The sequence below is a fragment of the Sulfitobacter sp. SH24 genome (genome assembly GCF_965641895.1).
GTDB lineage: Bacteria > Pseudomonadota > Alphaproteobacteria > Rhodobacterales > Rhodobacteraceae > Sulfitobacter > Sulfitobacter dubius.
In genome coordinates, this window is the sequence record NZ_OZ282575.1 from 1,311,455 (window position 1) to 1,334,991 (window position 23,537).

The window sequence follows — 23,537 nt, forward strand, 5'->3', positions numbered from 1 at the left end:
CTTTTCTCCTACTTACCCTTGGCGCGGCCCAGCCGGTCTGCCTTGACCGCATCGCGCTGGCCCATCGGTTCATCCGGTCCGGTGGTGCTGTCTTTGCGGGTCTGGGCTTCCATCTCGGAATTGAACTCTGCGCCCAAGAGCACGATGAATGCCGAAATCCAGAGCCACATCAGCAGGATGATCGCCCCGGCCATGCTGCCAAAGCTTTCGTTGTAGCTGCCAAAGTTGCTGACGTACATCGAAAAACCGACCGATGCGACGATCCACAGGATGCAGGCGATGACAGAGCCGGGGGTGAGCCATTTCCATTCGGCATTGTCGCGGGCGGGGCCATAGCGGTAAAGCACGGCCAAGGCGAGCGTCGTAAGTGCGGCGAGCAACACCCAACTGCCGTAAGTAAGCAGCGTCTCGAACCAACCCGGCAGAGCGAGGAAGGCCACGATAGCTGGTACTGCCAATGTCGCGCCGAGGCCCAGAAGCAGCACGCCGATTAACATAAGGGTAAGACCCAGTGTCCAGATCAATTTCGCGACGAACCCGCGGGTTTCATTTTCGTCATAGGCGACATTCAGCCCTTCCATCAGGCTGCCTACACCTTTGGAAGCAGAGTATAGGGCAAGGCCCAGGCCAATCAGGAAAGCCCAGCCAAGGCCGGTCTCTTCAGAACCGGTGACGGCGACGGCCTGATCTAGAATGATGTTGGCCGCTTCTTCGGGGATGAGGTTGATAAGCGTTTCAAGTTGCGCAGTCACCTCGGCAGGTTCCATCACCAGACCGGCGAGCGCCATGAGGGCGGTGACAGCAGGAAAAATCGCCAATAACGCGTAGAATGCCACGCCAGCAGCAACCAGCGACACGTGGTCCGTCGCGATTTCGTCCTTGACCCGCAGCAGGATGTCTTTCCACCCGGGGGCCGGTATCTCCATCGGCGTTTCCGCTCCACGTCCGCGCGCCATAGGTAAACCTCTGTCTGTTGATAATATCTAAAAAATGCCCGCCCCCATTTGTGGGGACGGGCCGTTGGGTAGGTCAGCTGTTGACGTCGCCGAGCTTTTGCTTGTCGGCTTCGCTTTTGGCAGCGTCAGCGACGCGCTGGCCGCTCTGCTTGGCTTTCTTGACTGCCGCATCGGCTGCGGTGTCTTCATCGGCTGCAGCATCGGCATTATCTTTGGTCTCTCTCAAAACCTTGCCAGCTTCGTCAGTCGCAGCCTTGGCAACTTTGCCTAGTTTCTCACGCTCTTCCGAATAGATACGCTCGGCTTCGTTAAAGAGCGCGTCACTGTGTTCGCCCATATAGGCGTCTTCGGTGCGGCTACGGGGCAGGGCGGCGCCGATCGCGGCTCCTACGGCCAACGCAAGTGCACCGGCGACAAAGGGATGCTCTTCGAAGAGGTCCGAGGCGCGTTCGCTGCCCTGTCGGGCATAGCGGCCACTGGCGTTCCAAGCGTCAACTGCGGCGGCACGGGCCATGACGATCCGTTCACGTGCTTCGGCGCTCATATGCTCGGTTCCTTCGGACAGACGGTCACGCAGGGCATGGGCACGTTCATTCGCGGCGTTTGCACTGTCACGAACACTGTGTACGGCGCCGCTGGCGGTGTTGCGCACGCTGTCGACTGCCGAACTTGCGCCGTATGCCGCGCGGTCGCGTGCATAGCGTGCACCGCTGGCAACAGACGATCCAGCAGAGCGGGCCCGACCGGCGGCTGAACTAGCGGCGCCTTTTACGCCACCCGCAGCAGAGCTTGCGGCGCTGGATACGCCACTTGCAGCGGAACCTGCGGCCCCCGAAACGCCGCTCACCGCAGAGCCCGCGGCCCCTTTTACGCTGCCAGCGGCAGAGCGGGCACGGTCGCCTAGGCCACGGCCATCGTCGTCATCGTGGTGCACATCGCGCGCCCATGCAGGGACGTTATCGCTAGCGCCACGGTCGGCGCCGTAGTTGGACGCATATGCGCTTGCCGGGGCTGTCGAGCGGTGTGCGTCGCGCACAGCGGGACGGTTTTGCGTGTTGGTGACAGGGACGGGCACAGGATGCGCACGATCCCGGTCGAGCCCCTCATAGCTACGGCTGTCACGTTTGTTCCCGCTGCCGAACATCATCCATGCGAGGCCTGCACCCGTTAGGGCCAAAGCCACCGGGTTACGCTTGGCCGCATCTGAGACGGACCGACCCCAATCGCTGCCATGTTCGCGGAACTGGTCTGAGAACTGGCGGGCAATGCCTTCGATCGAGAAACGGTCCTGAAGGTCGTCTAGCGTACTGGCCAAACCGGCACGCTCGTGTTCGATTTCGCGTTCAATTTCTTCGGGGTTTCTGGAGTCATTTGTCATCGTAAACCTCCTTCATGGTCTGTGCGTCACGCTTGACGTTTTTGGCGGTGCGGGTTGGTGCAAGGCTGTTCAACTTCAGATCATTGGTGCCTTTCTGGACCATCACGTAAGCGACGATGGCGAGCAGAACGCCGACAATCACAGCCGACCAGCCAGCGGCGATGCCTGCTTCGGTCAATGCGGCCACCAGTGCGGCGCTGAGAACGTTAAGCGCGGTCAGCGCCACAACCACAGCACCAACGATCAGACCAATGGCCACGCCCGCATGCTTCAGGTTTTCATTCACTTCCGCGCGGGCCAGATCGACTTCCTTGCGCATCAGTGAACTGACATGGGAAAGCGCTTCGGTCAGAAGGCTCCCGGCGGATTTATTGCTTTCAGTGGTCATGCTTTCTCTCCTGTTACGACGTGGGGCGCGGCAGGTTGCGTGGCAGTGCGGCCGGGAACGGTGCTGGCTGCACCGGTCGGCGGCGTTCCGGGCATGGGCGGATCAATACGGTCGTCATCGTCATATTCGACGCCTGAACCGCCATAGCCACCGCTGGGGCGCGAACCGGACGCTTTGGCAAAGCGGGTAGCAACAAAGCCAAGCAGCGCAGCACCACCAAGGAAGGTCAGCGGATTACGCTTGGCAAAGCCATTCAGGTCGTCGACGACTTCGCCCAGGTCTTTGTCACGCATCGTTTCCGACACGTCGGCTAAACCATCCGCAAGCTGGCTAAAGCTGCGTTCTTGCGGGGAGCCGCTGCGCAGTTCATCGGCAGCCGTGCGCAGGGCAGAGGACACGCTTTTGACTTCGTCGGCAGCGGTGTCGCGGGCTTGGTAGGCATAGTTGGTCGCTTCGGCAGAAACGGTGTCGGCCACGTCGCGGGCCTGTGCCTTGGCGGATTCTGCGGCGCTGCTCGCGGCGGCGGCAGCTTTGTCTTTTGCAGCGGCGGCCTGCTCTTTAACGGCAGCAGTTTGGGTCTGTGTATTCTTGTCTTCGGGCATGGTGACCTCCATTAAAATACGAGATTCAGGATCGCGAGAACGACCACGATCAGGCCGATAAGGTAGAAAATTCCGTGCATGGGTCTCTCCATTCGTCTGCGTCGATTATCTAATCTACAGACCAACGACTGACGCTGCGGGCAGTTCCGCGAGGGCTTCAAAAGAAAGCTGGGAACCCTTTGGCATGCGGCGATTAAACGAGGGCAGAACCAAGGCGGAGGCCATAAACGCAAGCGGCGCGCCCCATCAGGACGCGCCGCTGCTTAACAAATTTTAAGAAGTTCAGCCGTCGATGCGGCTGGCCATGATGGCGATGGCCTTTTGATAAACGCCCGCTGCGTTCCACGCCTGAATGACGCGGAAATTCGGTTGGCCTTCTTGATATCCGGCGCCGGGCTGCCAGCCTTTTTGGCGCAGGAAGTTGGCGGTGGAGGCGATGGCATCCGCTTCGCTATAGAAATCCACGCGGCCGTCGCCGCTGCCGTCCACGCCGTAGTTCAATGCGTTGCCGGGCAGAAACTGCGTGTGGCCCAACTCACCATGTTTCGCGCCTTTGGTGTTTGGCGTGATAGCGCCCCGATCCACCAGTTTCAGCGCGCCGATCGCATGGGGTACGAAAAAGTCAGAGCGGCGGCAGTCATAGGCCAGCGTCGTGATGGCCGAGACGACAGCACTATCGCCCATGAAACCGCCAAAGCCCGTCTCCATCCCATGGATCGCCAAAAGAACGCCCGCGGGCACGCCGTAGCGCTGTTCTAGCGAGCTATAGAAACCGGCATTGCGCGCTTTACGTTTGCGGCCCTGGGCCACAATCGTATCTGCGCCGCGCACTTGCATGAACTTGGACAGAGAATATTTGAACGATTTCTGATTGCGGTCTGCGGCGATCGTGCCGTTGGCATAGCGCGCACTTGCCAAAGCGTTTAGGCCGGGCTGGCCGACACCAGCGGCGCGGGCCTCTTGGGCAAAGGCACCTTTCCAAGCTTCAAATCCATTGGCCGTATTGCCGCATTGCGCGGCCAAAGTAGGCGCGGCCACGAACGTGCAGATGGCCGCGGTGGTGGTGAAAAGTGTTCTGAACATGAGTTTGACCCTCTGCGTGTGTATTACCGGGCAGAGGTTAGCCCAAACGGGCAACGGTTCAACTAAGTTGGTATATGAAGCGGAAAATCTTTTTGCCGTCACCGGGGCAGAAGTGCGCGCACATAGCCAAAGACGACATCCGCCCATGCGTCGACCTGTGGCACGCTGCCTTGCGCTAAACTCGCCCCGCCAAAGAGCATGCCGATGGTCACTAAAAAGATTAGCCCCTTGCGGCTTCGCTTTGCACCGCGACGTTTGCTCTCCACGCGCTTGGCGCGTTCTTGGATGCGCATCACCCGATCGTCAAATGTGGTCGTTGAAATCGCCATCGAATCTGCTTCCTTTGCAGGGTTTCGTGACAACTTGGTCAAGCGGTGTGGCTGTTTTGTGGCGGTGAAGGGGCGCGTAGATGGTTAACCCGCAAAAAACAGGTTTGCCCCGGCAAAGGCCGCAATGCCCGCGCCGATAAAGCCCAAGAGCATCAACAATCCATCCCGGTACAATAACGCAAGTCCAAAGATCGAGATGACGATCATCGGGGCCGAGGTTGCAAATGGCACCACCTCCAACGGGGGCACCGAGAGGCAGAGGCATAAGATCACAGCGCAGGCAAGCTTTTGACCGGTGGGGCCAGCGACGCGCGAAAGACGGGCGTGAAGCTTTTCGTCAATCCATTCCGAGATGGGGCGTAGCCATTCGACGGATTTCAACACCTTCGACGCCCCCAGATCCCGCCGACGCAGCCAATTCGGGGCCCAGAAATGCGCATAGCCCATCAACATGCGCAGGGCGAGGATCGCTACCAGCAGCGCGAGCAAGGTCGGAAAGCCGGGAATGCCACCCAGTGGTGTCAATTCGATTAACGGAAGGACGGCGAGGGCAGGGCCATATCCGCGCTCATCAAGTGCGTCGATCAACTGGCCCACTTCTACGGTGTCTTTGCCTTCGGAGGCGTCTTTGATCTCTCCAATCACATCCATAAGCGCTGACGATTGATCTGCCATAGTACGCACCTTAATCCCTGTGCTTCCTTGGCAAGCCAACGCGGGGCGGAAGCCTCTGTTCCACGCCTCAATAGCAAAAGGGCGCGGTGTGATCCGCGCCCTTTCAAAACTTATCTAACTGCCCTGAGGGCCAGAAAGATTAGCAGCTGTAGTACATGCCGAATTCAACCGGGTGCGGGGTCTGTTCGAATTTCAGAACCTCTTCGGTTTTCAGCGCGATATAGCCTTCGATCTGGTCGCGGGTGAACACGTCACCGGCCAGCAAGTAATCCATGTCCTTGGACAGTTCGTCCAGCGCTTCGCGCAGCGAACCGGCCACTGTCGGGATGTCCGCCAGCTCTTCCGCGGGCAGGTCATAGAGGTTCTTGTCCATCGCCTCGCCCGGATCGATCTTGTTTTTGATGCCGTCAAGGCCAGCCATCAAGAGGGCCGAGAAGGCCAGATAGGGGTTCGCTGCCGGATCGGGGAAACGGGCCTCAACGCGCTTGGCTTTGGGGCTTTCGGTCCATGGGATACGCACGCAGCCCGACCGGTTGCGCGCGGAATAGGCGCGCAGAACGGGGGCTTCGAAACCGGGGATCAAACGCTTGTAGCTGTTGGTCGTCGGGTTGGTGAAGGCGTTGAGCGATTTGGCATGGCTCAGGATGCCGCCGATGAACCACAGGGCTTCTTGGCTCAGGTCAGCATATTTGTCGCCCGCAAACAGCGGCTTGCCGTCTTTCCAAATCGACATGTTAACGTGCATGCCAGAGCCGTTGTCACCAAAGATCGGCTTGGGCATGAAGGTCGCCGACTTGCCATAGGCATGGGCCACATTGTGAACAACGTATTTGTACTTCTGGATTTCGTCAGCTTGCTTGGTCAGCTCACCAAATATCAGACCCAGTTCATGCTGGCAGGAAGCAACCTCATGGTGGTGCTTGTCGACCTTCATGCCAAGGCGCTTCATGGTCGAAAGCATCTCAGCGCGCAGGTCTTGCGCTTCGTCCACCGGGTTCACCGGGAAGTAGCCGCCCTTGAGGCCCGGGCGGTGGCCCATGTTGCCCATTTCATACTCGGTGTCGGAGTTCCACGAGCCGTCGGATGCATCAACTTCGTAGGATACTTTGTTGACCTTGTTGGAGAACTTCACATCGTCAAAGAGGAAGAACTCAGCCTCGGGGCCAAAATAAGCGTTGTCGCCAATGCCGGAAGACTTGAGGTAAGCTTCGGCCTTTTCGGCGGTGCCGCGCGGGTCGCGCTCATAGCTTTCGCCGGTGTCGGGCTCAGCGATCGAGCAATGCACACAGATGGTGGTTTCGGCATAGAAAGGGTCGACATAGGCGGTGCTCACATCGGGCATCAGCTTCATGTCGGAGGCTTCGATGCTTTTCCAACCAGCGATGGACGAGCCGTCGAACATAAAGCCTTCTTCGAGGAAGTCTTCGTCGACCAGATCGCTCACGATGGTAACGTGCTGCAAAGCGCCGCGGGTGTCAGTGAAGCGGATGTCGACATATTCAATGCCTTCATCCTTGATTTTGCTCAGGAATTCCTGGGTATCCATCGTGTAGGTCCTTTATGGTCTATTCGTAGTCTGGGCCCGAGGGCCGTTGTCAAAGTGCGTCTGAACCGGATTCACCGGTACGGATGCGAATTGTTTGTTCTACAGGGGAAACGAAGATTTTGCCGTCACCGATTTTCTCCGTCTTGGCGGCGTCGACGATGGCTTCAATAGCAGCATCGACCTGATCGTCATCCAATACCACTTCGACCTTCACTTTGGGAAGGAAATCTACAACATATTCCGCACCCCGGTAGAGTTCGGTGTGGCCTTTTTGACGGCCAAAGCCTTTGACTTCAATGACGCTGAGGCCTTGAACACCCACATCTTGAAGGGCTTCTTTGACTTCGTCGAGTTTGAACGGCTTGATGATGGCTTCGATCTTTTTCATGGTATTCCCCTGACAATTCCCGCGCATTTATGCTCTGGTTTTTGACAGAGCATCCCGCCCGCGTAACGTCCAGCGCCGGGCAGGGGGTTACATGGCGCGACGGAAGCATTTGCCAAGGGTCGATTAGAATTTGCGCAGGTTGCCTAAAGATCGGGCAGTAATGAATCGGATGTTGGGCTGTACCTTTGCGGGGTGGTTGCTACTTCTCTCACTATGCAGATTTCACAGATCACCCGCGACACCCTTGATGTCACATTGCTGGGCAAAAAGCCGGGGCATAAGTATGACCACGGCCATGCGCTGGTCCTGTCAGGCGGGCCGGGGAAAACCGGGGCCGCGCGCATGGCGGCACGGGGGGCATTGCGGATCGGCGCAGGGGCGGTAACACTGGGCGTGCCGCCTGCCGCTCAGCTTGAAGTGGCGGTGCAGGTCACGGCGATCATGCTTGAACGCATTCCCGACGGCGCGGCACTTGCTGACGTGCTAAAAGATAACCGTATCAGCGCGCTCTGCCTCGGCCCGGCTTTGGGGTTGGGCGCGCGGGCTGCCGGATTGGTGAAGGCGGCGCTTGCCGCGCCATCTGTGGTGTTGGATGCCGATGCGCTGACCTTGATGTCGCAAGATGCTGAGATATGCGCGGGTCTTCATCCCCGGTGCATCCTGACACCGCATATGGGTGAGTTCGCGCGGCTGGCCCCCGATCTCGCCGAGGCTGCCAAGGCCGAACGGCCCAGCGCAAAGGCATGGGCGGCCCGCGAAGCGGCAGCGCGCTTTGGTTGTGTGGTTTTGCTCAAAGGGCCAGAGACGGTCATCGCCACGCCGGAGGGGCATGTGCGGCGTCACTGCGCCACTCACGACCGGGCAACCCCATGGTTGGCCACGGCAGGGGCCGGGGATGTGTTGGCAGGGTTCATCACAGGATTACTGGCGCGGGGGATCGACCCGCTTGAGGCGGCATCAATGGCCGCATGGCTGCACGCCGAAGCGGCGCTGACCCATGGCCCCGGTTTGATTGCTGAGGATTTACCAGACCTGTTGCCGCAGGTGCTTCGTGCCCTGAACGTTCAAGCGGCGTGAAGCACCGCGCCCCGCGCGCGGGCAGCATCGGCGGTGCCAAGTTCTAACCCATCGGCGTAGATAATATGCGGACCGTCGCAGAAAATCTGGATCAGCGTCGTTTCTTCTTCGCCCAGATCGGTAATGAATTCGTCATCCACCAGCGCCCGCGCGGCGACCAAGGCCCGCTCAGAGTTGAACAGTGCCCGTGCGCGCCAATCACGGACCAGCACCATTTGATCCCCGGCAAGCTGCGCATCACGTTCAGGCCGTGTATGGCCTAGTGATCCAGCCGCCAAAGCAATACGCCGCGCCTTTCGAGTGGAGCGTTGGATATGCATGATCTTTGCGAAACCGCTATCGCGCGTGATGATCCGATCCCCGACGGAGAGATACTCAACCGGAATTTCGCCATCCAGCGTTAGAATAAGGGCGCCCTGCACAAGACCAGTGTCCAGCGCAGCATAGGGGGAAAACTGGCCCGCATGGCGATCATTGCCGCCTACGCACCCGACCGTATTCGGTTTCATGGGCGTTTCTTTCTGTTGTACCTGCTCAGGTATGATCAACCATATGCAAACATCTAGTTAATGTCTTGTGTTTTTTGCTCTCGCATCTGCCGCGCGGGTTTGCTAATCAGCGCGGGCACCGGTTGGTGCAGTGCGGGTGTGGCGGAATTGGTAGACGCACCAGATTTAGGTTCTGGCGCCTATGGCGTGGGGGTTCGAGTCCCTTCACCCGCACCACTCCCCCTCTTAATTGACTGGCTTTGAGGTGTTTTCATAGGCGCTTGCGCTCAGCCTAGGACCGTTAGCCAGAGCCATACCGTCAAGATCGAGCTGCCCGTGGCAATTAGGACCGAGCTTGCCGCCACCCGGCGTGCGCGGCCGTACATGTTGGCGAAGATATAGGCGTTGAACCCCGGTGCCATGGCCGCCGTCAGCACGCCTGACCGAAATCCCGCCTGCGGCAGGTTAAGGGCGCTGCCAAAGCTCCAAACCAAGGCAGGGTGCACCAGCAGGGCAATGGCGCAGACCATGAGGATCGCCTTCATATCGCCTTCGGGCTTGTATTGCAGCAGTACGCCGCCAAGCGCGAAGAGCGCGGCAGGCAGGGCGGCGCGGACGATCAGCGACAACGCGTCATCCACCACGCCGGGGATTGGCAGACCGATGAGATTGACCGCGAACCCCCCAAGGATCGCGATGACCAGCGCATTGCGGAACATCGCCCGGCTGACATTGCGCAAAAGCGACAGGCCCGACTGCCCCCGGTTGCGCACGAATTCCATCACCGTGATGCCCAAACCATAGCAAAAGGGCGCGTGGAACGACAGGATCGCATAGTTCCCGGCTAGCGCCTCGGGCCCATAAGCCCGTTCGGTGATCGGCAGGCCCAAGAGGATCGAGTTCGAAAACAGGCAACAAAACCCGATCGCCACACTGTCCTCCCAATCGCGGCGGAACAGCACCCGCGCACCAAGGATACCAAGCGCAAAGCAAAGCGCCGCGCCGCCGTAGAAACTGCCCAAAAGGCGCGGGTCATAGCTGCTGGACAGGTCAATGCGGGCAATGGCTTGGAACAGCAGGCAGGGGATGGCGAAATTCTGGGTGAACTTCATCACCCCATCGATGCCGGAGACGGGGAAAAGCCCGCGCCAGACGGCGACATACCCAAATCCGATGACCAGAAAGACCGGCAGGATGACGTCTAAAAGAGTTTGCACGAATATGGCCTTTAAAAAGCGCGGAATGCCTCGTCAGAGGGGGAAATGCAGGGTCAGCCCATCATAGGCCGGTTGAATGTGCGCGGCTGTCTCAGCGGCAAGGGTCTGGTAATCAAGATCGTTATGCAGATTGGTCAGCACAGCCGTTTTGGGCTGCACCCGGTCGATCCACTCCAACGTCTGCGCCAGATGGCTGTGGGTGGGATGTGGATCACGGCGCAGCGCATCGACGATCCAGCAGCGCAGGTTATCCATCATCGGCCAGCACGCATCCGGTATGGCCGAGACATCGGGCAGATAGACGATATCGTCAAAGCGAAAACCGAGCGCGTCGATATTGCCGTGGGTGACGGTGAAGGGTGTGAATTTCAGCGTGCCGCCGGGGCCGTCGATGCTGACCTCTCCGGTGATGTCATGCATATCGAGGATCGGCGGATAGCTGGACCATTCGGGCTGCACAAAGGCATAGCCAAACCGCTCAATCAGCGCGTCCCGTGTGGGCGCATCGGCCCAGACCGGCAGCCGCGCGCGCATGTTCATCACGACCATGCGCAGGTCATCCAGCCCGTGCACGTGGTCCGCATGGGCATGGGTGTAGATCACCGCATCAAGCCGCCCGATGCCCGCGTCGAGGAGTTGACTGCGCATGTCGGGGGAGGTGTCGATCAATACGGTGGTGGTGCCTGCCTCCGTCACCCGCTCGACAAGGATCGAACAGCGGCGGCGGGCGTTCTTGGGCTCATTCGGGTCGCAAGCGCCCCAGTGGCCGCCGATCCGCGGGACACCCCCGGAAGAGCCGCAGCCCAATATGGTCACCCGCAGGTCAGCCATCAGCGCGCGGGCTCCCAAGCGGCGGCTTTCGCGAAGAGACGCTCAAAATTCGCCTGCGTGCGGGCCGCGAAATCGGCGTAGTCGAGGCCAAAGGTCTCTGCCGCACGGCGGGCGGTATGGGCGGTGAAGGCCGGCTCATTCGGCTTGCCGCGATGCGGCGGCGGGGCGAGATAGGGCGCGTCGGTTTCCACCAGAATACGGTCGAGCGGGGCGGCGGCGAAAATGTCGCGCAGATCCTGCGACTTGGGGAAGGCGGTGATGCCGGACATCGACAGGTAGAACCCCAGATCAAGCGCCGCGCGGGCCAGATCAGCGGAGGAGGAGAAGCAGTGCATGACGCAGCTATAGGCGCCATTCGCATGTTCCTCGCGCAGGATGCGGGCCATGTCGTCATCCGCGTCGCGGGCGTGAATGATCAGCGGCAGGCCACTTTCCCGCGCTGCTGCGATATGGATCCGCAGGGAGGTCTTTTGCACCTCCGCACTCTCGGCGGTGTAGTGGTAATCAAGACCGGTCTCACCGATGCCGACCATCTTGGGGTGCTGGGTCAGGGAGAGCAGTTCGTCGACGGAAGTCAGGGGCTCTTCGGCAGCGGACATCGGGTGGGTGCCTGCGGCGTAGAAAACCGGATCATGCGCTTCGGCGATGGCGCGCACGCTCGGTTCGTTCTTCAGCCGGGTGCAGATGGTGACCATCCGTGTGACGCCAGCTTCACCTGCTCGGGCGATGACGGCGGGCAGGTCGGCGGCAAGGCTCTCGAAATCGAGGTGGCAATGGCTGTCGGTGATGTGGGGCGTGTCGGTCATGCTGTCCTTTCGGCTATCGCGGCGCCGTCTGGCCTATTTGCCGCAGGGTATCTAGGACCAGCGCGGCAGGGTCAAGGTTCACCGCCAGCCCGTGACGGGCGCGGTCGGATATCTGCTGCGCCGCATCGGCCCATGCGCGCCCCTGTGCGGGGCTGGGCGAGAGGCGTTGCAGCACGGTGATTTCATCGGGGCAGGCGGCACGCGCAGGCGGCGCACCGGTGGCCCCGGTGCGCGCCAGACGGACCAGCAGCAGGTCGAGCAGGGTAAAGAGCAGGTCGAGCTTGGCCTCCCCCCCGCGTTGTGCTGCGGCTTCGGCCAGTTTGATGGCGCGGCCTCGGTCCATCTGAGGGAGTGAGGAGATTAGTCCGACGAGATCGGCATAGGTTTTGACCCCGCCCATCAGCGACAGGCGCAGCGCCCCGCCGACCGAGCCGCCGGACAGCTCGGACAGTGCGGCGGGATCGTCTTCGACCTCCACCCCCGAGCCGGCCAGCGCCTCGGCCATCTGGTCCGCGTCAAGCGTGCCGAGCCGCAGCGTCCGGCAGCGCGAGCGGATGGTGGGCAGCAGGCTGGAGGGTTGGTGGCTCAGCAGCAGCAGGATCGCCCGCTCTGGGGGTTCTTCCAGCATCTTGAGCAAGGCATTGGCGGCGTTGGGGTTCATCTCATCCGCGTCGTCGATGATGACCACGCGTCGGCCCCCGTCGGCGGCGGACATCTGGAAGAAGCCGTTCAAAGCGCGGATGTCATCGACGACGATCTGCTTGCGCATCTTCTTGGTGTCGGGGTTCAGCGTGCGGGTGACGGATTTCAGCCCCGCTTCGGCGCCGGCGGCCACGCGGCGGGCGACAGGATGCTCGGGGTCGATCTCAAGCGTGTCAGCCGGGGGCAGATCAAACATGCCGCCATCGGGGTCGGGCGTGGCCAAAAGAAACCGCGCGATGCGCCATGCCAGCGTCGCTTTGCCGACACCGCGTGGGCCGGTGAGCATCCAAGCGTGGTGCAACTTGCCGCTGTTAAAAGCGTCGAGAAAGGCAGCCTCGGCTGCGCTTTGGCCGATCAGTTTCGGCGTGTCGCGCGGGTGGCGGGCACCTTCCACACGGTCTGGCTGGGGGGCGTCGTCTGTCATGGCCTCGGTCTAGCATGTTTCGCCGCAGAGGGAAGCGGGCAGGGCGATCAGCCCAAATGGGCGGTCACGGTCGTGGTCACATCACGCGCAACGCTGTCAATATCGCGGCCCCCGTCGATTACTTGGAAACGGTGGCTGAATTCCTCGGCAAGGCTGAGAAAGCCCGCACGCATCTTGGCCTGAAGCTCGACGCCGAAATCCTCGAAACGTTCTTCTACCGTCTGGCGCGACAAGGCGCGTTCGAGACCGTTTGTCGGGTCCATGTCGATCAGGATGGTCAGATCAGGCTCCACACCGATCATCAGCACATGCAAATCATCTACCATCTGCCGCAAATCGCCCCGCGACAGGCCCTGATACATCCGCGTGCTGTCAGCGAAACGGTCGCAGATGACGATCTTCCCTGCCTCAAGCGCGGGGCGAATGGTCCGTTCCAGATGGTCACGTCGCGCGGCGGTAAAAAGCAAGATTTCAGTCTGCGCCGACCAGCGGTCCGGATCGCCCTGCAAGACGAGCGCACGGATTTCCTCGGCCCCCGGGCTGCCGCCCGGTTCGCGGGTCAGCACCACATCATGGCCCTGCGCTGTCAGATGGTCTGCCAAAAGTCGCGCTTGGGTGGATTTGCCGGACCCGTCAATGCCTTCAAAGGTGACAAACAGACCCGGCGTGCGGGTCTTTTCTATAGTCGTCACGAAGCTTCCGCTTCCACTTCGGGGGCGGCCTGCGGCCCGGCGTTGAGGCGGTTCATCAGATGCATTGCGGCGGCGGTCATCTTGACCATGAAGCCGCCCGGAGAGATGGAGGCGGAAGCCACCAGCGGCACGCGCATGGCTGGCAGTTCGCCCCGATCAATTACCAATTCGCCCAATTCGTCACCCTTGCTGATCGGCGCTTGGAATGGGCCGGTATAGATCACTTCGGCTTCGATCTCATCGCCGCCGGTGACGGGCACCAGCATCGACAGATCGTCTTTCAGTTCAAGTCCCACAGATTGGGTGGTGCCAAGTGCCACAGGTGCTTCGGCGATCTGTGTGCCTGCTTCGCCCAGATCACGCTGGGTGAATTGGCGGAAAGCCCAATTGACAACCGATTCAGCTTCTTGTGCGCGGGCGGCTGCACTGTCGAGGCCGGAAAGCACAAAGATCACCCGGCGATTGCCCTGCTTGGCCGAGCCGACAAGCCCATAGCCTGCCTCATTGGTGTGACCGGTTTTCAGGCCATCCGCGCCGATGCCAAGGCCCAGCAAAGGGTTGCGGTTGGTCTTGTTCTGCGGTGCGCGGCCATCAAAGGCAAATTCGCGTTCGGCAAAAAGCGGGTAGAACTGCGGGTAATCCGAGATGATCCGGTTCGCCAGCAGACCGAGGTCACGCACCGACATCAGATGCCCTGCCTGCGGCCAGCCGTTGGAATTGGCGAAGGTAGAATTGGTCATTCCCATCTGTTGTGCGCGCTGTGTCATCAGCCGGGCAAAGCCGTATTCTGTGCCATCGGGGCTCAGCGCCTCGGCGATCACGGCGGAGGCGTCATTGCCAGACAGAACGATGACACCACGGATCAGGTCTTCGACCGACACGCGGTCGGTGGTGTCGAGGAACATCGTCGAGCCGCCATAGGACATGGCGTGTTCGGACACCGGCAATTCCTCAACCAGATCAAGCCCGCCATTCTGCTTGCCACGCTCGACGGCCTCAAAAGCCATATAAAGCGTCATCAGCTTGGACATTGATGCGGGCGGCAGCGGTTCATCCGCGTTCTTGGCCAGCAGCACGGTGCCGGTGGTTTGGTCCAGCACATAGGCGGCGGTGGCGCGGGTGTCGAAAGCGGCGGCAGGCTGGAGCGTGAGCACCAGTGCCACGGCGGCGGCAAAAAGGCGGATCATAGGAAGCATTTCCTCCGGTTTTGTCAGTTCGACACGGCGTAGGCGTCGGTAAAGCCCTCAGCTTTGACCTTCTTGAGAAGGCTGTCGAGTTCGGATTGGCTTGTGGCGGGGCCGATCACCACGCGCCAGAAGGGTTTGTTGTTTATAGAGCTTTCTTTGACGGTGGGCACCATGCCCGCGCCGCGCATCTGTTTGGCCGTGCGGGTGGCATTGGCCTCCACACTAAAGATGCCCAGTTGCACGAAGGGTTTGGAAAGCTTGGCTCCAGCCGCCGGGCTGGCCGGTTTTTGGGCCGCAGGCACGGGCGCTGCTGCCGTCGGCGTGGTGCTGGCTGCTGCCTTAGCCGGTGCCGTCGCGGCAGGCTCCAACGCCGTCGCTGTCACGGGGGCCGGGGCGGCAATGGCGCTTGTCGCATCGCCGGTATTTTCCGCCTCAAAGCTTCCCTCAGGGGCCGCGCTTTCTTCGCGGCGCAACGCGGTTACGTTGAGCGGCGCCGGAGCGCCCGCCAGAATGCCAAGTGCCGCGGCAGCGTCCGAGGAGATTTGCAGTTTCGGGCCGGGCAGTTCCCGCTCGCGCCGGAACAGCGCGCCGATCACGAATTTGCCATTGGCCTCATTGCGCACGATCACGCGCTCAGGTTCGGTCACGTCAGGGTGCGCCACCCAGACCCCACCGAGCGAGGGGCGACCGTCCCAGAGCCCTTCATCTGTGGCCGAGAATACTTCGGGTGCTTCGACATCGCGCTCAACCAGTTTGGTCGAGGTGCTGCGCGGCGCGCTGGCGCCGTCCTTTGCGCCGAAGGGCAGGCTGAAATCGCCGCCTTCACAACCTGCCAGCAAACCGATTGCGAGAATGCTCACACCTAAGCCCGCTGCGCGGCGTTTCTTGGTGCGCAACGGTTGATTGTCCCTGCTCATGCCTTTGATGTCCTTGCCTGCTGTCGTCGCGCATCGCGACCCATGTCCCGCGAGAATGTCGCGCCGTTGGATCGGCACGCCCTACGCCCCTCTGAAAGGGACTTTGGCGCACGATAACCTGACCAAGCGCCTGTGAAAAGGCCGCCGACAGAAGATCGGCGAATTTCCCCAAGGTTGTGCTGGGGGTTAGGGGGCGCAAATGTGTGTTTGCCGAATCAATCAGAGCGCTCTAGGAGGAGCGTGCTGCGGAGGAGTGGCAGAGTGGTCGAATGCACCGGTCTTGAAAACCGGCGTGCGTGAGAGCGTACCGTGGGTTCGAATCCCACCTCCTCCGCCACCATCCCCTTAATCGCAGCCCGCTATGTATAGAACCGCCGCGCCGGCCAGCGGGCCAGCGCTTCGACGATCACCCACAACATTAATGACAGCGCAGCCAGCACCATCAATGCTGCAAACATCAGTGCCGTCTGGCCGCGGCCATTTGCCATCAGCATCAGATGCCCCAGCCCGCGGGATGACCCAACCCATTCGCCGATCAACACCGCCAACGGTCCATAGACCACAGCAAGGCGCAGACCAGAGATCAAGCCGGGCACGGCGTGGGGCAGGCGCAGCAGCAGCGTTTCGCGCCAGCGGCTGGCCCCGGCAAGGCGCGATAGATCGCCAAGGCCGGGGGGAAGCGCCATTAGGCGGTCGAACAAAGACGAGGCGATGGGGAAATAGGTAACAAGGGCGATGGTTACGATTTTGGACGGCATGCCATAGCCGAGCCAGAGCGTAATGACCGGCGCAAGGGCAAAGACGGGCACGGCTTGAGCCACAACCAGCATCGGGCGCAGCAGCCAGCGTGCGTGGCGGGATAGGGTCAGCAACAGCGCGGTTTCGATCCCTAGAAAAACCCCCACTCCAAGGCCGAGCGCGAGATTGCCCGCTGACCAAAGGGCGTTCTGCCACAGCAGCGTGGCATTGGCACCAAGCGCTTGCAGCACAAGCCACGGCCCCGGCAAGATAAAACGCGGCACACCGCTGAGGGTGACAACCAACTGCCAAACTGCGACCGCAAGCGCAAAGCTTACCGCACCGCGCCATACTCTATGTCCGGTAAATGGCATCAGGCGGCTTTGTCGGGAAAGGTGAGGCCTATCCGGCGCAGCAAGTCCGCTTGGGCTGCGAGGGTATCGGGCGCATCAATACGGCGCGGGGGCGGCGGGGAAGGTAGGGCGCAGGGTGAAATCCCGCCGCGCGCCACGATCCATGCGTGATTGGCCAACCGCAGAGCTTCGGCAGGGTCATGGGTAATCAATACAACGGTCCGTCCCGCCAGCAACCGAGCGGCCAAACCCTGCATCTGATGGCGGGTCACCACATCGAGTGCAGAAAAGGGCTCATCCAGCAGGACAATGTCGCGCCCCTCATAGAGCGTGCGGGCTAAGGCGACGCGCTGGCGTTGACCGGCGGAGAGTTCGGCAGGTCTGCGATCCGCCTCTGAACCCAATCCGACCTCGGCCAAAAGCGCCTCAGCGCGTTCAGGGTCGGGGCGTTCTCCGCGCAGGCGGGCGGCGATTGTGACATTTTCTAAGGCGCCAGCCCAAGGCAGCAGGTGATCGTCCTGCGCCATCATGGTCACGCGCGGCGCAAGATGCGCGCCGTCCTCTGCTTTGATCTGCCCGTGCAGCCGCGCCGCACAGGGCAACCCGGCCAGCAGACGCAGAAGCGAGGTCTTTCCGACGCCCGAGGGGCCAAGAAGCACGCTCCATTCGCCGCCGGGCAAGGTGATGTCAAAGAGGTCAATCAAAGTGGCTTTGGCACCTTGTAAAACCCCCGCAAGATGGATCGCAGGAGCGGTCATGCGCCAATCGGCGAAAGCGCCATGTTCCAAAACCCCACCTCAAGCCGTGTCGCGGTATCAAACCGGGATTGTAGCGTCGTCGCGCGCGGCAATGATTGCCATTCCGGCCCCAGACGCCGTTCTAGCGCACCATCGATCAGCGCTCCCACATCACGGCACAGGGCTTGGTATTCCTCCCCTCCATAGACGGCGCACCAATCGGCATAGGGGCCGGTGCTGCCTTTGAGCCGCAAACCGATCTCGCCGTAGCCTAAAACACAGGGCGCGAGGGCGGCCATGAGATCAAGGAAATCACCGGAATAGCCGGCCTCTAGCACATAGCGGGTATAGGCGAGGTTGCCGGGGGCTTCTGCCGTGGCCTCAAGCGTCACGCGGTCGATGCCGTGGGCTGCACAGGTTTCTACATGCAGCGGCATCTCGACATGAACCAGCGCATGAACTGTGGCGCTGGCGGCGGCCATCTCATCCAGCGTTTCCGCCTTGGCTGCAGCCAGCGCCCAAGAGCGGGCGAAGTGGATGAGAAAGACGTAATCCTGCCGCAGGTAATGCAGGTAGCTCGCCTGTGGCAGGGTGCCGTCACGCAGCCCTTCGACGAAGGCATGGCGGGTGTAATCCCGCCAATCCTGTCCGGCCCCAGCGCGCCATGCGGCAAAGGCTCGGCCATAGTCGGTGGCCGTCATGGCTTGGCCTTCGCGGTCACATCCACCACCAGATCGGTGGCTGGGATTGTCGTCTCAACCACGCCGCTTTCCTGCATGAAGGTCTCAAAGCGATCGTAGCGCCCATGGTCCACGGCAGCGGGGCGGGTGGCGAAACGCGGCCAAGTGTCTACCCATGCGCGGGTGTTCAACTCGTTACGCAGTTCGGCGTCAGAGGCAAAGAAGACCTCTCCGCTGGCGGTCGGATCATTCACGATATCGGCAGCGGCCCGTTCGGTGGCACGCAGGAAACGGGCGATCATGTCGCGGTCCATCTTTTCGGCATGGGCGACGTAGATCAACTCGTCATAGGCTGGCACGCCCTCGGCTTCGGGATAGAAGCAGCGGCCTTCATGGCCTTCGATCTGCATCTGGTTCAACTCGAAATTGCGGAAGGCGCCAATTACACCATCAACTTGGCCTGACATCAGGGCGGGGGAAATCGACCAGCCGATGTTGATCTGCTCAACCTCTGAGGGGTCCACACCATTGTTGCTCAGCATCGCGTCCAGCAGCATCTCCTGCACGCCCGCCACGGCAAAGCCTACTTTGCGCCCTTTAAGATCGGCCATCTCCTGCACCGGGCCATCGGCGCGGACGACAAGGCAGGTGAGCGGGGTCTCAATCAACGTGCCGACACGGCGCAGGTCCAGCCCTTCGCGCTGGGCCAAATGCAGTTCTGGTTGGTAGGAGACCGCAAGATCGACCTGGCCCGCCGCGACCATGCGCGGCGGCTCATTCGGGTCGGCGGGGGAGATCAGTTCAACCTCCAGCCCCGCATCGGTGAAATAGCCGTTTTCTTGCGCTAGAATGATCGGCCCATGATCGGGGTTGATGAACCAGTCCAGCATGACGGTCATTTTATCCTGGGCCAGCGCAGGCGCAGCAATGAGGGTCAGGGCAAGGGGGGCGAGGATATTTTTCAAGGGAAAGGCTCCAATATAATGTTTGTTCAGAAAAGGATTAGGCGCTAGGCAGGGCCAGCAGGGCGATCTCGCCCGGCCAGCGGGTGCGAAGGGTGCTGGCTGCGTGATGCGCGCGCAGGCCGGTGCGGCAGGCGAGCACGATGCGGGATGTGTCGGGCGGTAGCGGCATGTCGGGCAGCGCATCGGGCGGGACATGGCACGCTTGGGGTGAGAAAGGCGCGGGCGCTTCGGCACGCAGGTCGATGACCCGATCGCGGGGGGTGATCTGGCTTTCGGCTATGAAAGGTGTCAGCGTTTCAGGCTCGGGTGCGCCGTCAAATCGAAAGCCCGACATGCGCCAATTTGCGGCGTCCCAGATCATCAGCTGCCCAAGCGGGGAGGGCGCGAGCCCCAGCAGCACCGACAGCGCCATCTGCGCCTGCGCCGCGCCGATCATTCCCACCACGGGGCCCAAGACGCCCGCCGTGGCACAGGTGGCCGCCGTCTGCGGCAAATCAGGGAAAACCGCGCGGAGAGAGGGGGCAGGCCCGCAAAAGCCGCCAACATAGCCCGACAGCCCAAGCGCCGAAGCCGAGATCAGCGGTTTGCCCTGTGCCAAGGCCTCATCCGAAAGCGTCAGGCTGGCGGCGAACGTATCCGCGCAGTCGAGGGCGATATCGCATTCCGCAAGCAATGCGGGCGCATTGGCGGGGGTGAGCCATTCAGCGCGGGGCATAACCGTTACCTCGGGGTTCAGTGCTGCCATGGCCTTTGCGGCGGCACTGACCTTGGGCCTGTCGATATCATCCATGCGGTAGAGCGGTTGGCGGTGCAGGTTACTCATCGCCACCACATCGCCATCGACCAACGTAATTTGCCCAACACCGGCCCCGACGAGATATTGCAGCACCGGCACCGCCAGCGCACCGGCACCAACGACCAGAACCCGCGCCGCAGCCAGCCGAGCCTGTCCCTCGGCACCGACCTGCGGCAGAACGGTCTGGCGGGCATAGCGGCTCATGCCGTTACCTCAAGCCATTCGCGCATCCGCGCCTCGGGGTTGGCGTGAAGGGTGATATCCGTGACCGCCGCCACCGTATCGGCCCCGGCGGCAAAGGCCCCCGGCGCGCGGGCGACTGACATGCCGCCGATGGCGCAAAGCGGGATATCCCCGATCCGCGCTTTCCATTCGGTTAACCGGTCAAGCCCCTGTTCGGTCCATTTCATCTTTTTCAGGATCGTCGGATAGACGGGGCCAAGCGCGATGTAATTGGGGGCGAGGGCCAGCGCACGGTCAAGCTCTGCGTGGTCGTGGGTGGAGAGGCCCAGTTTCATCCCCGCGCGCCGGATCGCGGGGATGTCGGCCACGTCCAGATCCTCTTGGCCCAGATGCAACCAGTCGGCCCCCAGTTCGATCGCCATCTCCCAATGGTCATTCACCACCAACTGCGCACTGTGCTGACGGCAAAGGTCAAGCGCGGTGGTGATCTCGCTCCGCAACACCTCTTCAGGTGCATCCTTGATGCGAAGCTGCACCAGCCTCACGCCCAAAGGCACCGCCCGCGCAACCCATGCAGCACTGTCAAAAACAGGATAAAAACGCGGCAGGGTCATAGCCAAGCCTTTCCGATCACGGGGGTGGAGGGCACCGCCATATCGCGCTGGCCCATCGGGCCGGAGGCGGCGGCAAGCGCCCCCGCGCGGCAGGCCAGCGCGAAGGCTTCGGCCATGGCGGCGGGGTCACGGGCCTCGGCCACGGCGGTGTTCAAAAGCACCGCGTCGAACCCCAGCTCCAACGCCTGCGCGGCATGGCTGGGCAGGCCGAGACCTGCGTCAATCACCATTGCCACATCGGGAAATGCCGCCCGCAGGCTGCGCAGCCCGTGGAGATTGTTCAGCCCCAGCCCGGAGCCGATTGGAGCACCCCAAGGCATCAGCACCCGGCAGCCCGCATCGACCAGTCGGGCAGCCAGCACCTGATCTTCTGTGGTATAGGGGAAGACCTCGAACCCATCGGCGCAGAGCGCCTCGGCGGCCTCGACCAGCCCGAAGGGATCGGGTTGCAGGGTGTCGGCATGACCGATGACCTCCAGCTTGATCCAATTGGTGCCGAAATACTCCCGCGCCATCTGTGCCGTGGTGATCGCCTCGCGCGCGGAATGGCAACCGGCGGTATTAGGCAGCAGATGCACGCCAAGCCCGCGCACCATGTCCCAAAACGCCTGACCCGCGCCCTGTTCGCGGCGCAGCGAAACGGTTGCAACCGGGGCGGCACTTTGGCGAAAGGCGGCCTCCATCACCGCGGGCGAGGGGTAGCGCGCGGTGCCTAGCATCAGGGGCAGGGGCAGGGTGGTGCCGTAAAAGTCGCGCATCGCTCAGCCCCCCTGCATGGCGCTGAGCACTTCGAGCCGGTCGCCGTCGCTGAGCGTCGTCGCACCCCGCGCGCCTGCGGGGACGAAACTGCCGTTGAGCGCGGTGGCGACTTTCGCCTCGCCCCAGCCAAGCTCCACCAATGCCGCATCAAGCTGCGCGGCCGCGACCTCACGCGCTTCGCCGTTCACTTCAATTTTCACGAAATAAATCCCCCGTTGTCGCTGTTGCAAGAAAGGCCGCCGCTTGTTCGGCCAAGGCCGGAGCCATCAAAAATCCATGCCGAAACAATCCATTAAGGTGCAGCACTGCACCGCGTTGCACGATGCCGGGCAGGTTGTCGGCAAAGGCCGGGCGCAGGTCCTCGCCCATCTCGACGATCTCCCCTTCGGCAAAGCGCGGGTCGAGCGCATAGGCCGCCGAGAGCAATTCCAGCGCCGACCGAGCCGTCATCTTGGCGCGGCTGGCACTCTCGATCTGGGTCGCGCCCAGCATGTAAAGTCCGTCGCCACGCGGCACCACATAAAGCGGGTGGCGCGGGTGCAGCAGGCGGATCGGGCGGGTGAGGGTGATCTCAGGCGCACGCAGCAGGATCATCTCGCCGCGCACCGCACGCAGGCCGGGCAGGTCGGCGCTGGCGGCCATGCCTCGGCAGTCGATCACCGGGCCTGTGACCTCCGAAGGTGTGAGGGGCGTGGTCTCGACCTTCACTCCTTGGGCGGTGAGCGTTTCGGACAGATCATGCAGCGCTTGGCGCGGGTTCAGATGCGCTTCTTCGGCAAAGAACAGCCCGCGCCGATGACGCCCTGCGAGGTCCGGTTCTAGGGCCGCGATGGCCTCCGCGTCGCAAGTGCTGTGGCCGTCGGTCCGGTCGGCGAACCGCTGGATCTCAGCGCGGTCACGTTCCGGGGCGAGGACCAGCGTGCCCCTATGGGTGACCTCGGTAATCTCAGACCACAGCACCGCGGCACGTCGCCCGTGGGTCACCACCGCAGGCTCGCTCAGCGCCCCTTCGCAGAAGGGCGCGAGCATACCGCCCGCCCACCATGAGCAGCCATGCGGGCCGGGCGTGCCTTTGCGGTCGACGAGCCTTGGCCGCAGCCCCTGCGCCAGACAGGCCCGAGCGGCCCAGAGCCCGGCCACGCCCGCGCCGATGATGGTGACGTCACTCATGGGGCCAAACCGCGTGGAAATGATGCACCGGGCCATGGCCACTGCCGATGTTGAGGGTGTCGGCAGCGGCAATGGCGCGTTGCAGATAGGCATGGGCGGCCTGCGCGGCCTGCGGCAACGTCTGCGCCCGCGTCAGCCCCGCGGCGATGGCGGCGGAAAGTGTGCAGCCGGTGCCGTGGGTGTTGGCGGTGTGCTGGCGGGGCGCGGAAAGGCGCAGGGTTTCATCCGCGGTGATCAGCAGATCGACGCAGGTCTGCCCCTTGCCATGCCCACCCTTCATCAGCACCGCGCCGGGACCGGCAGAGAGCAGGGCGCGGCCCTGTTCCAACATGGTGGCCTCATCGGTGGCTTCTTGCGTGTCCAGCAACCGCGCGGCTTCGGGCAGGTTTGGCGTTAGTAAATGGGCCAAGGGCAGCATCCGGTCACGCAGTGTCGCCACCGCCTCGGCAGAGAGCAGCGCATCGCCGGATTTTGCCACCATCACCGGGTCAAGCACCACAGGCGCGGCGCAGCCCGCCAGCCCCTCAGCTACGGCGGTGATCGTTTCAGGATCGCCCAACATGCCCACTTTCACCGCACCGATCGCCAGATCATCAAAGACCGCCGCCATCTGTGCGCGGATCATTGCGGGAGAGATCATCTCGACCCCAGTGACCGCGCGGGTATTCTGCGCGGTCACGGCGGTGAGCACGCTGGCCCCGTAAACGCCAAGCGCGCTGAAGGTCTTGAGATCGGCTTGAATCCCCGCCCCGCCGCCGCTGTCGGAACCCGCAATCGTCAGTGCTTGAAACGCCATTTGGCCCCCATTCTTCAGATGGGCCAAGGGCGTGTGGATACGGGATAAACGACGGGCCGC

Annotated in this window: 28 protein-coding genes and 2 tRNA genes; 3 read left to right on the top strand and 27 right to left on the bottom strand. The window is 62.1% G+C overall.

Annotation, left to right across the window (positions count from 1 at the left end):
- Positions 1-8: 8 nt before the first annotated feature.
- From ACSQ16_RS09030 to ACSQ16_RS09070, 9 genes are all read right to left on the bottom strand, one after another.
- Entirely contained in the window at positions 9-956 is a 948-nt protein-coding gene (locus ACSQ16_RS09030; protein WP_243260874.1) for a YihY/virulence factor BrkB family protein, read from the bottom strand.
- Positions 957-1,029: 73 nt separating this feature from the next.
- A complete protein-coding gene (locus ACSQ16_RS09035) occupies positions 1,030-2,334 on the bottom strand; it encodes a DUF3618 domain-containing protein (RefSeq protein WP_243260873.1) in 1,305 nt (434 codons plus the stop codon).
- Positions 2,324-2,722: a phage holin family protein gene (locus tag ACSQ16_RS09040; protein ID WP_243260872.1), complete on the bottom strand. Its 399-nt coding sequence runs from the start codon at positions 2,720-2,722 to the stop codon at positions 2,324-2,326. Before ACSQ16_RS09040 ends, ACSQ16_RS09035 begins: the two co-directional genes overlap by 11 nt.
- Positions 2,719-3,324 (bottom strand): hypothetical protein, encoded by a 606-nt coding sequence (locus ACSQ16_RS09045; protein ID WP_243260871.1) that lies wholly within the window; start codon positions 3,322-3,324, stop codon positions 2,719-2,721. The genes ACSQ16_RS09040 and ACSQ16_RS09045 overlap by 4 nt, the downstream gene beginning before the upstream one ends.
- 282 nt (positions 3,325-3,606) lie before the next feature.
- On the bottom strand, positions 3,607-4,407 hold the full coding sequence (locus ACSQ16_RS09050; RefSeq protein ID WP_243260870.1) for a lytic murein transglycosylase: 801 nt from the start codon (positions 4,405-4,407) through the stop codon (positions 3,607-3,609).
- 98 nt (positions 4,408-4,505) lie between these two features.
- A complete protein-coding gene (locus ACSQ16_RS09055) occupies positions 4,506-4,736 on the bottom strand; it encodes a hypothetical protein (protein ID WP_093925859.1) in 231 nt (76 codons plus the stop codon).
- Positions 4,737-4,820: 84 nt separating this feature from the next.
- Positions 4,821-5,411 carry an exopolysaccharide biosynthesis protein gene (locus ACSQ16_RS09060; RefSeq protein WP_243260869.1) on the bottom strand — a complete coding sequence of 197 codons (591 nt, stop codon included), beginning with the start codon at positions 5,409-5,411 and terminating at the stop codon, positions 4,821-4,823.
- Positions 5,412-5,550: 139 nt separating this feature from the next.
- Positions 5,551-6,957: a type I glutamate--ammonia ligase gene (gene glnA / locus ACSQ16_RS09065; protein WP_093925861.1), complete on the bottom strand. Its 1,407-nt coding sequence runs from the start codon at positions 6,955-6,957 to the stop codon at positions 5,551-5,553.
- 49 nt (positions 6,958-7,006) lie between these two features.
- The gene (locus ACSQ16_RS09070; protein ID WP_067266338.1) at positions 7,007-7,345 is read right to left on the bottom strand and encodes a P-II family nitrogen regulator; all 339 of its coding nucleotides are present in this window, start codon (positions 7,343-7,345) and stop codon (positions 7,007-7,009) included.
- 213 nt (positions 7,346-7,558) lie between these two features.
- Here ACSQ16_RS09070 and ACSQ16_RS09075 point away from each other — a divergent pair, with 213 nt between their 5' ends.
- Complete coding sequence (locus ACSQ16_RS09075; protein ID WP_317406041.1) at positions 7,559-8,422, top strand: NAD(P)H-hydrate dehydratase; 864 nt, start codon at positions 7,559-7,561, stop codon at positions 8,420-8,422.
- Here the strand turns inward: ACSQ16_RS09075 and ACSQ16_RS09080 are convergent.
- A complete protein-coding gene (locus tag ACSQ16_RS09080; RefSeq protein ID WP_317406042.1) occupies positions 8,410-8,931 on the bottom strand; it encodes a Hint domain-containing protein in 522 nt (173 codons plus the stop codon). The two genes, ACSQ16_RS09075 and ACSQ16_RS09080, sit on opposite strands and share 13 nt — an antisense overlap.
- 132 nt (positions 8,932-9,063) lie before the next feature.
- Between ACSQ16_RS09080 and ACSQ16_RS09085 the strand changes: the two genes are divergently transcribed.
- A tRNA-Leu gene (locus ACSQ16_RS09085) sits at positions 9,064-9,147 on the top strand.
- A 50-nt stretch (positions 9,148-9,197) separates the two neighbouring features.
- On the opposite strand, the gene ACSQ16_RS09090 is transcribed toward ACSQ16_RS09085, so the two are convergent.
- The 7 genes from ACSQ16_RS09090 to ACSQ16_RS09120 are packed head-to-tail and all read right to left on the bottom strand — an operon-like array spanning position 9,198 to position 15,686.
- On the bottom strand, positions 9,198-10,127 hold the full coding sequence (locus tag ACSQ16_RS09090) for an AEC family transporter (RefSeq protein ID WP_243260867.1): 930 nt from the start codon (positions 10,125-10,127) through the stop codon (positions 9,198-9,200).
- 33 nt (positions 10,128-10,160) lie between these two features.
- Positions 10,161-10,958 (bottom strand): MBL fold metallo-hydrolase, encoded by a 798-nt coding sequence (locus tag ACSQ16_RS09095; RefSeq protein WP_243260866.1) that lies wholly within the window; start codon positions 10,956-10,958, stop codon positions 10,161-10,163.
- The gene (locus ACSQ16_RS09100; protein ID WP_243260865.1) at positions 10,958-11,764 is read right to left on the bottom strand and encodes a TatD family hydrolase; all 807 of its coding nucleotides are present in this window, start codon (positions 11,762-11,764) and stop codon (positions 10,958-10,960) included. The genes ACSQ16_RS09095 and ACSQ16_RS09100 overlap by 1 nt, the downstream gene beginning before the upstream one ends.
- A 13-nt stretch (positions 11,765-11,777) precedes the next feature.
- Positions 11,778-12,890, bottom strand: a complete 1,113-nt coding sequence (locus ACSQ16_RS09105; protein ID WP_243260864.1) for a DNA polymerase III subunit delta' — start codon at positions 12,888-12,890, stop codon at positions 11,778-11,780.
- 47 nt (positions 12,891-12,937) lie between these two features.
- Positions 12,938-13,582: a dTMP kinase gene (gene tmk / locus ACSQ16_RS09110; RefSeq protein WP_243260863.1), complete on the bottom strand. Its 645-nt coding sequence runs from the start codon at positions 13,580-13,582 to the stop codon at positions 12,938-12,940.
- Complete coding sequence (locus tag ACSQ16_RS09115) at positions 13,579-14,769, bottom strand: D-alanyl-D-alanine carboxypeptidase family protein (RefSeq protein ID WP_243260862.1); 1,191 nt, start codon at positions 14,767-14,769, stop codon at positions 13,579-13,581. Before ACSQ16_RS09115 ends, tmk begins: the two co-directional genes overlap by 4 nt.
- 23 nt (positions 14,770-14,792) lie before the next feature.
- A complete protein-coding gene (locus ACSQ16_RS09120; RefSeq protein ID WP_243260861.1) occupies positions 14,793-15,686 on the bottom strand; it encodes an SPOR domain-containing protein in 894 nt (297 codons plus the stop codon).
- A gap of 247 nt (positions 15,687-15,933) precedes the next feature.
- On the opposite strand from ACSQ16_RS09120, the gene ACSQ16_RS09125 reads away from it, so the two are divergent.
- Positions 15,934-16,023: transfer RNA gene (locus ACSQ16_RS09125), tRNA-Ser, on the top strand.
- A 22-nt stretch (positions 16,024-16,045) separates the two neighbouring features.
- Here ACSQ16_RS09125 and ACSQ16_RS09130 read toward each other — a convergent pair.
- From ACSQ16_RS09130 to thiD, 10 genes are read right to left on the bottom strand one after another with little or no spacing between them, the layout of a single operon-like run.
- Positions 16,046-16,798 carry an ABC transporter permease gene (locus ACSQ16_RS09130; RefSeq protein ID WP_243260860.1) on the bottom strand — a complete coding sequence of 251 codons (753 nt, stop codon included), beginning with the start codon at positions 16,796-16,798 and terminating at the stop codon, positions 16,046-16,048.
- Positions 16,798-17,565 (bottom strand): ABC transporter ATP-binding protein, encoded by a 768-nt coding sequence (locus tag ACSQ16_RS09135; protein ID WP_435988730.1) that lies wholly within the window; start codon positions 17,563-17,565, stop codon positions 16,798-16,800. Before ACSQ16_RS09135 ends, ACSQ16_RS09130 begins: the two co-directional genes overlap by 1 nt.
- The gene (locus tag ACSQ16_RS09140; RefSeq protein WP_243260858.1) at positions 17,532-18,215 is read right to left on the bottom strand and encodes a TenA family protein; all 684 of its coding nucleotides are present in this window, start codon (positions 18,213-18,215) and stop codon (positions 17,532-17,534) included. The genes ACSQ16_RS09135 and ACSQ16_RS09140 overlap by 34 nt, the downstream gene beginning before the upstream one ends.
- Positions 18,212-19,159 carry an ABC transporter substrate-binding protein gene (locus ACSQ16_RS09145; protein ID WP_243260857.1) on the bottom strand — a complete coding sequence of 316 codons (948 nt, stop codon included), beginning with the start codon at positions 19,157-19,159 and terminating at the stop codon, positions 18,212-18,214. Before ACSQ16_RS09145 ends, ACSQ16_RS09140 begins: the two co-directional genes overlap by 4 nt.
- 37 nt (positions 19,160-19,196) lie before the next feature.
- The gene (locus ACSQ16_RS09150; RefSeq protein ID WP_243260856.1) at positions 19,197-20,159 is read right to left on the bottom strand and encodes a HesA/MoeB/ThiF family protein; all 963 of its coding nucleotides are present in this window, start codon (positions 20,157-20,159) and stop codon (positions 19,197-19,199) included.
- Positions 20,156-20,752 (bottom strand): thiamine phosphate synthase, encoded by a 597-nt coding sequence (locus ACSQ16_RS09155; RefSeq protein WP_243260855.1) that lies wholly within the window; start codon positions 20,750-20,752, stop codon positions 20,156-20,158. Before ACSQ16_RS09155 ends, ACSQ16_RS09150 begins: the two co-directional genes overlap by 4 nt.
- Positions 20,749-21,510, bottom strand: coding sequence for a thiazole synthase (locus ACSQ16_RS09160; RefSeq protein ID WP_243260854.1), 762 nt, complete (start codon positions 21,508-21,510; stop codon positions 20,749-20,751). The genes ACSQ16_RS09155 and ACSQ16_RS09160 overlap by 4 nt, the downstream gene beginning before the upstream one ends.
- Positions 21,511-21,513: 3 nt before the next feature.
- Entirely contained in the window at positions 21,514-21,711 is a 198-nt protein-coding gene (gene thiS, locus ACSQ16_RS09165; RefSeq protein ID WP_243260853.1) for a sulfur carrier protein ThiS, read from the bottom strand.
- Entirely contained in the window at positions 21,701-22,681 is a 981-nt protein-coding gene (locus ACSQ16_RS09170; protein WP_243260852.1) for an FAD-dependent oxidoreductase, read from the bottom strand. The genes thiS and ACSQ16_RS09170 overlap by 11 nt, the downstream gene beginning before the upstream one ends.
- Positions 22,674-23,477 carry a bifunctional hydroxymethylpyrimidine kinase/phosphomethylpyrimidine kinase gene (gene thiD, locus ACSQ16_RS09175; protein ID WP_243260851.1) on the bottom strand — a complete coding sequence of 268 codons (804 nt, stop codon included), beginning with the start codon at positions 23,475-23,477 and terminating at the stop codon, positions 22,674-22,676. The genes ACSQ16_RS09170 and thiD overlap by 8 nt, the downstream gene beginning before the upstream one ends.
- Positions 23,478-23,537 lie beyond the last annotated feature (60 nt).

What these genes read in the sequence shown, in the direction of transcription:
- ACSQ16_RS09155 (WP_243260855.1), bottom strand. Translation starts at nt 20,752, where the DNA reads ATGACCCTGCCGCGTTTTTATCCTGTTTTTGACAGTGCTGCATGGGTT.
- ACSQ16_RS09115 (WP_243260862.1), bottom strand. Translation starts at nt 14,769, where the DNA reads ATGATCCGCCTTTTTGCCGCCGCCGTGGCACTGGTGCTCACGCTCCAG.
- ACSQ16_RS09095 (WP_243260866.1), bottom strand. Translation starts at nt 10,958, where the DNA reads ATGGCTGACCTGCGGGTGACCATATTGGGCTGCGGCTCTTCCGGGGGT.
- ACSQ16_RS09105 (WP_243260864.1), bottom strand. Translation starts at nt 12,890, where the DNA reads ATGACAGACGACGCCCCCCAGCCAGACCGTGTGGAAGGTGCCCGCCAC.
- ACSQ16_RS09140 (WP_243260858.1), bottom strand. Translation starts at nt 18,215, where the DNA reads ATGACGGCCACCGACTATGGCCGAGCCTTTGCCGCATGGCGCGCTGGG.
- ACSQ16_RS09150 (WP_243260856.1), bottom strand. Translation starts at nt 20,159, where the DNA reads ATGAGCCGCTATGCCCGCCAGACCGTTCTGCCGCAGGTCGGTGCCGAG.
- ACSQ16_RS09045 (WP_243260871.1), bottom strand. Translation starts at nt 3,324, where the DNA reads ATGCCCGAAGACAAGAATACACAGACCCAAACTGCTGCCGTTAAAGAG.
- ACSQ16_RS09070 (WP_067266338.1), bottom strand. Translation starts at nt 7,345, where the DNA reads ATGAAAAAGATCGAAGCCATCATCAAGCCGTTCAAACTCGACGAAGTC.
- ACSQ16_RS09050 (WP_243260870.1), bottom strand. Translation starts at nt 4,407, where the DNA reads ATGTTCAGAACACTTTTCACCACCACCGCGGCCATCTGCACGTTCGTG.
- thiD (WP_243260851.1), bottom strand. Translation starts at nt 23,477, where the DNA reads ATGGCGTTTCAAGCACTGACGATTGCGGGTTCCGACAGCGGCGGCGGG.
- ACSQ16_RS09080 (WP_317406042.1), bottom strand. Translation starts at nt 8,931, where the DNA reads ATGAAACCGAATACGGTCGGGTGCGTAGGCGGCAATGATCGCCATGCG.
- ACSQ16_RS09100 (WP_243260865.1), bottom strand. Translation starts at nt 11,764, where the DNA reads ATGACCGACACGCCCCACATCACCGACAGCCATTGCCACCTCGATTTC.
- ACSQ16_RS09055 (WP_093925859.1), bottom strand. Translation starts at nt 4,736, where the DNA reads ATGGCGATTTCAACGACCACATTTGACGATCGGGTGATGCGCATCCAA.
- ACSQ16_RS09160 (WP_243260854.1), bottom strand. Translation starts at nt 21,510, where the DNA reads ATGCGCGACTTTTACGGCACCACCCTGCCCCTGCCCCTGATGCTAGGC.
- ACSQ16_RS09130 (WP_243260860.1), bottom strand. Translation starts at nt 16,798, where the DNA reads ATGCCATTTACCGGACATAGAGTATGGCGCGGTGCGGTAAGCTTTGCG.
- ACSQ16_RS09060 (WP_243260869.1), bottom strand. Translation starts at nt 5,411, where the DNA reads ATGGCAGATCAATCGTCAGCGCTTATGGATGTGATTGGAGAGATCAAA.
- ACSQ16_RS09040 (WP_243260872.1), bottom strand. Translation starts at nt 2,722, where the DNA reads ATGACCACTGAAAGCAATAAATCCGCCGGGAGCCTTCTGACCGAAGCG.
- ACSQ16_RS09030 (WP_243260874.1), bottom strand. Translation starts at nt 956, where the DNA reads ATGGCGCGCGGACGTGGAGCGGAAACGCCGATGGAGATACCGGCCCCC.
- ACSQ16_RS09035 (WP_243260873.1), bottom strand. Translation starts at nt 2,334, where the DNA reads ATGACAAATGACTCCAGAAACCCCGAAGAAATTGAACGCGAAATCGAA.
- ACSQ16_RS09170 (WP_243260852.1), bottom strand. Translation starts at nt 22,681, where the DNA reads ATGAGTGACGTCACCATCATCGGCGCGGGCGTGGCCGGGCTCTGGGCC.
- ACSQ16_RS09075 (WP_317406041.1), top strand. Translation starts at nt 7,559, where the DNA reads ATGCAGATTTCACAGATCACCCGCGACACCCTTGATGTCACATTGCTG.
- glnA (WP_093925861.1), bottom strand. Translation starts at nt 6,957, where the DNA reads ATGGATACCCAGGAATTCCTGAGCAAAATCAAGGATGAAGGCATTGAA.
- ACSQ16_RS09120 (WP_243260861.1), bottom strand. Translation starts at nt 15,686, where the DNA reads ATGAGCAGGGACAATCAACCGTTGCGCACCAAGAAACGCCGCGCAGCG.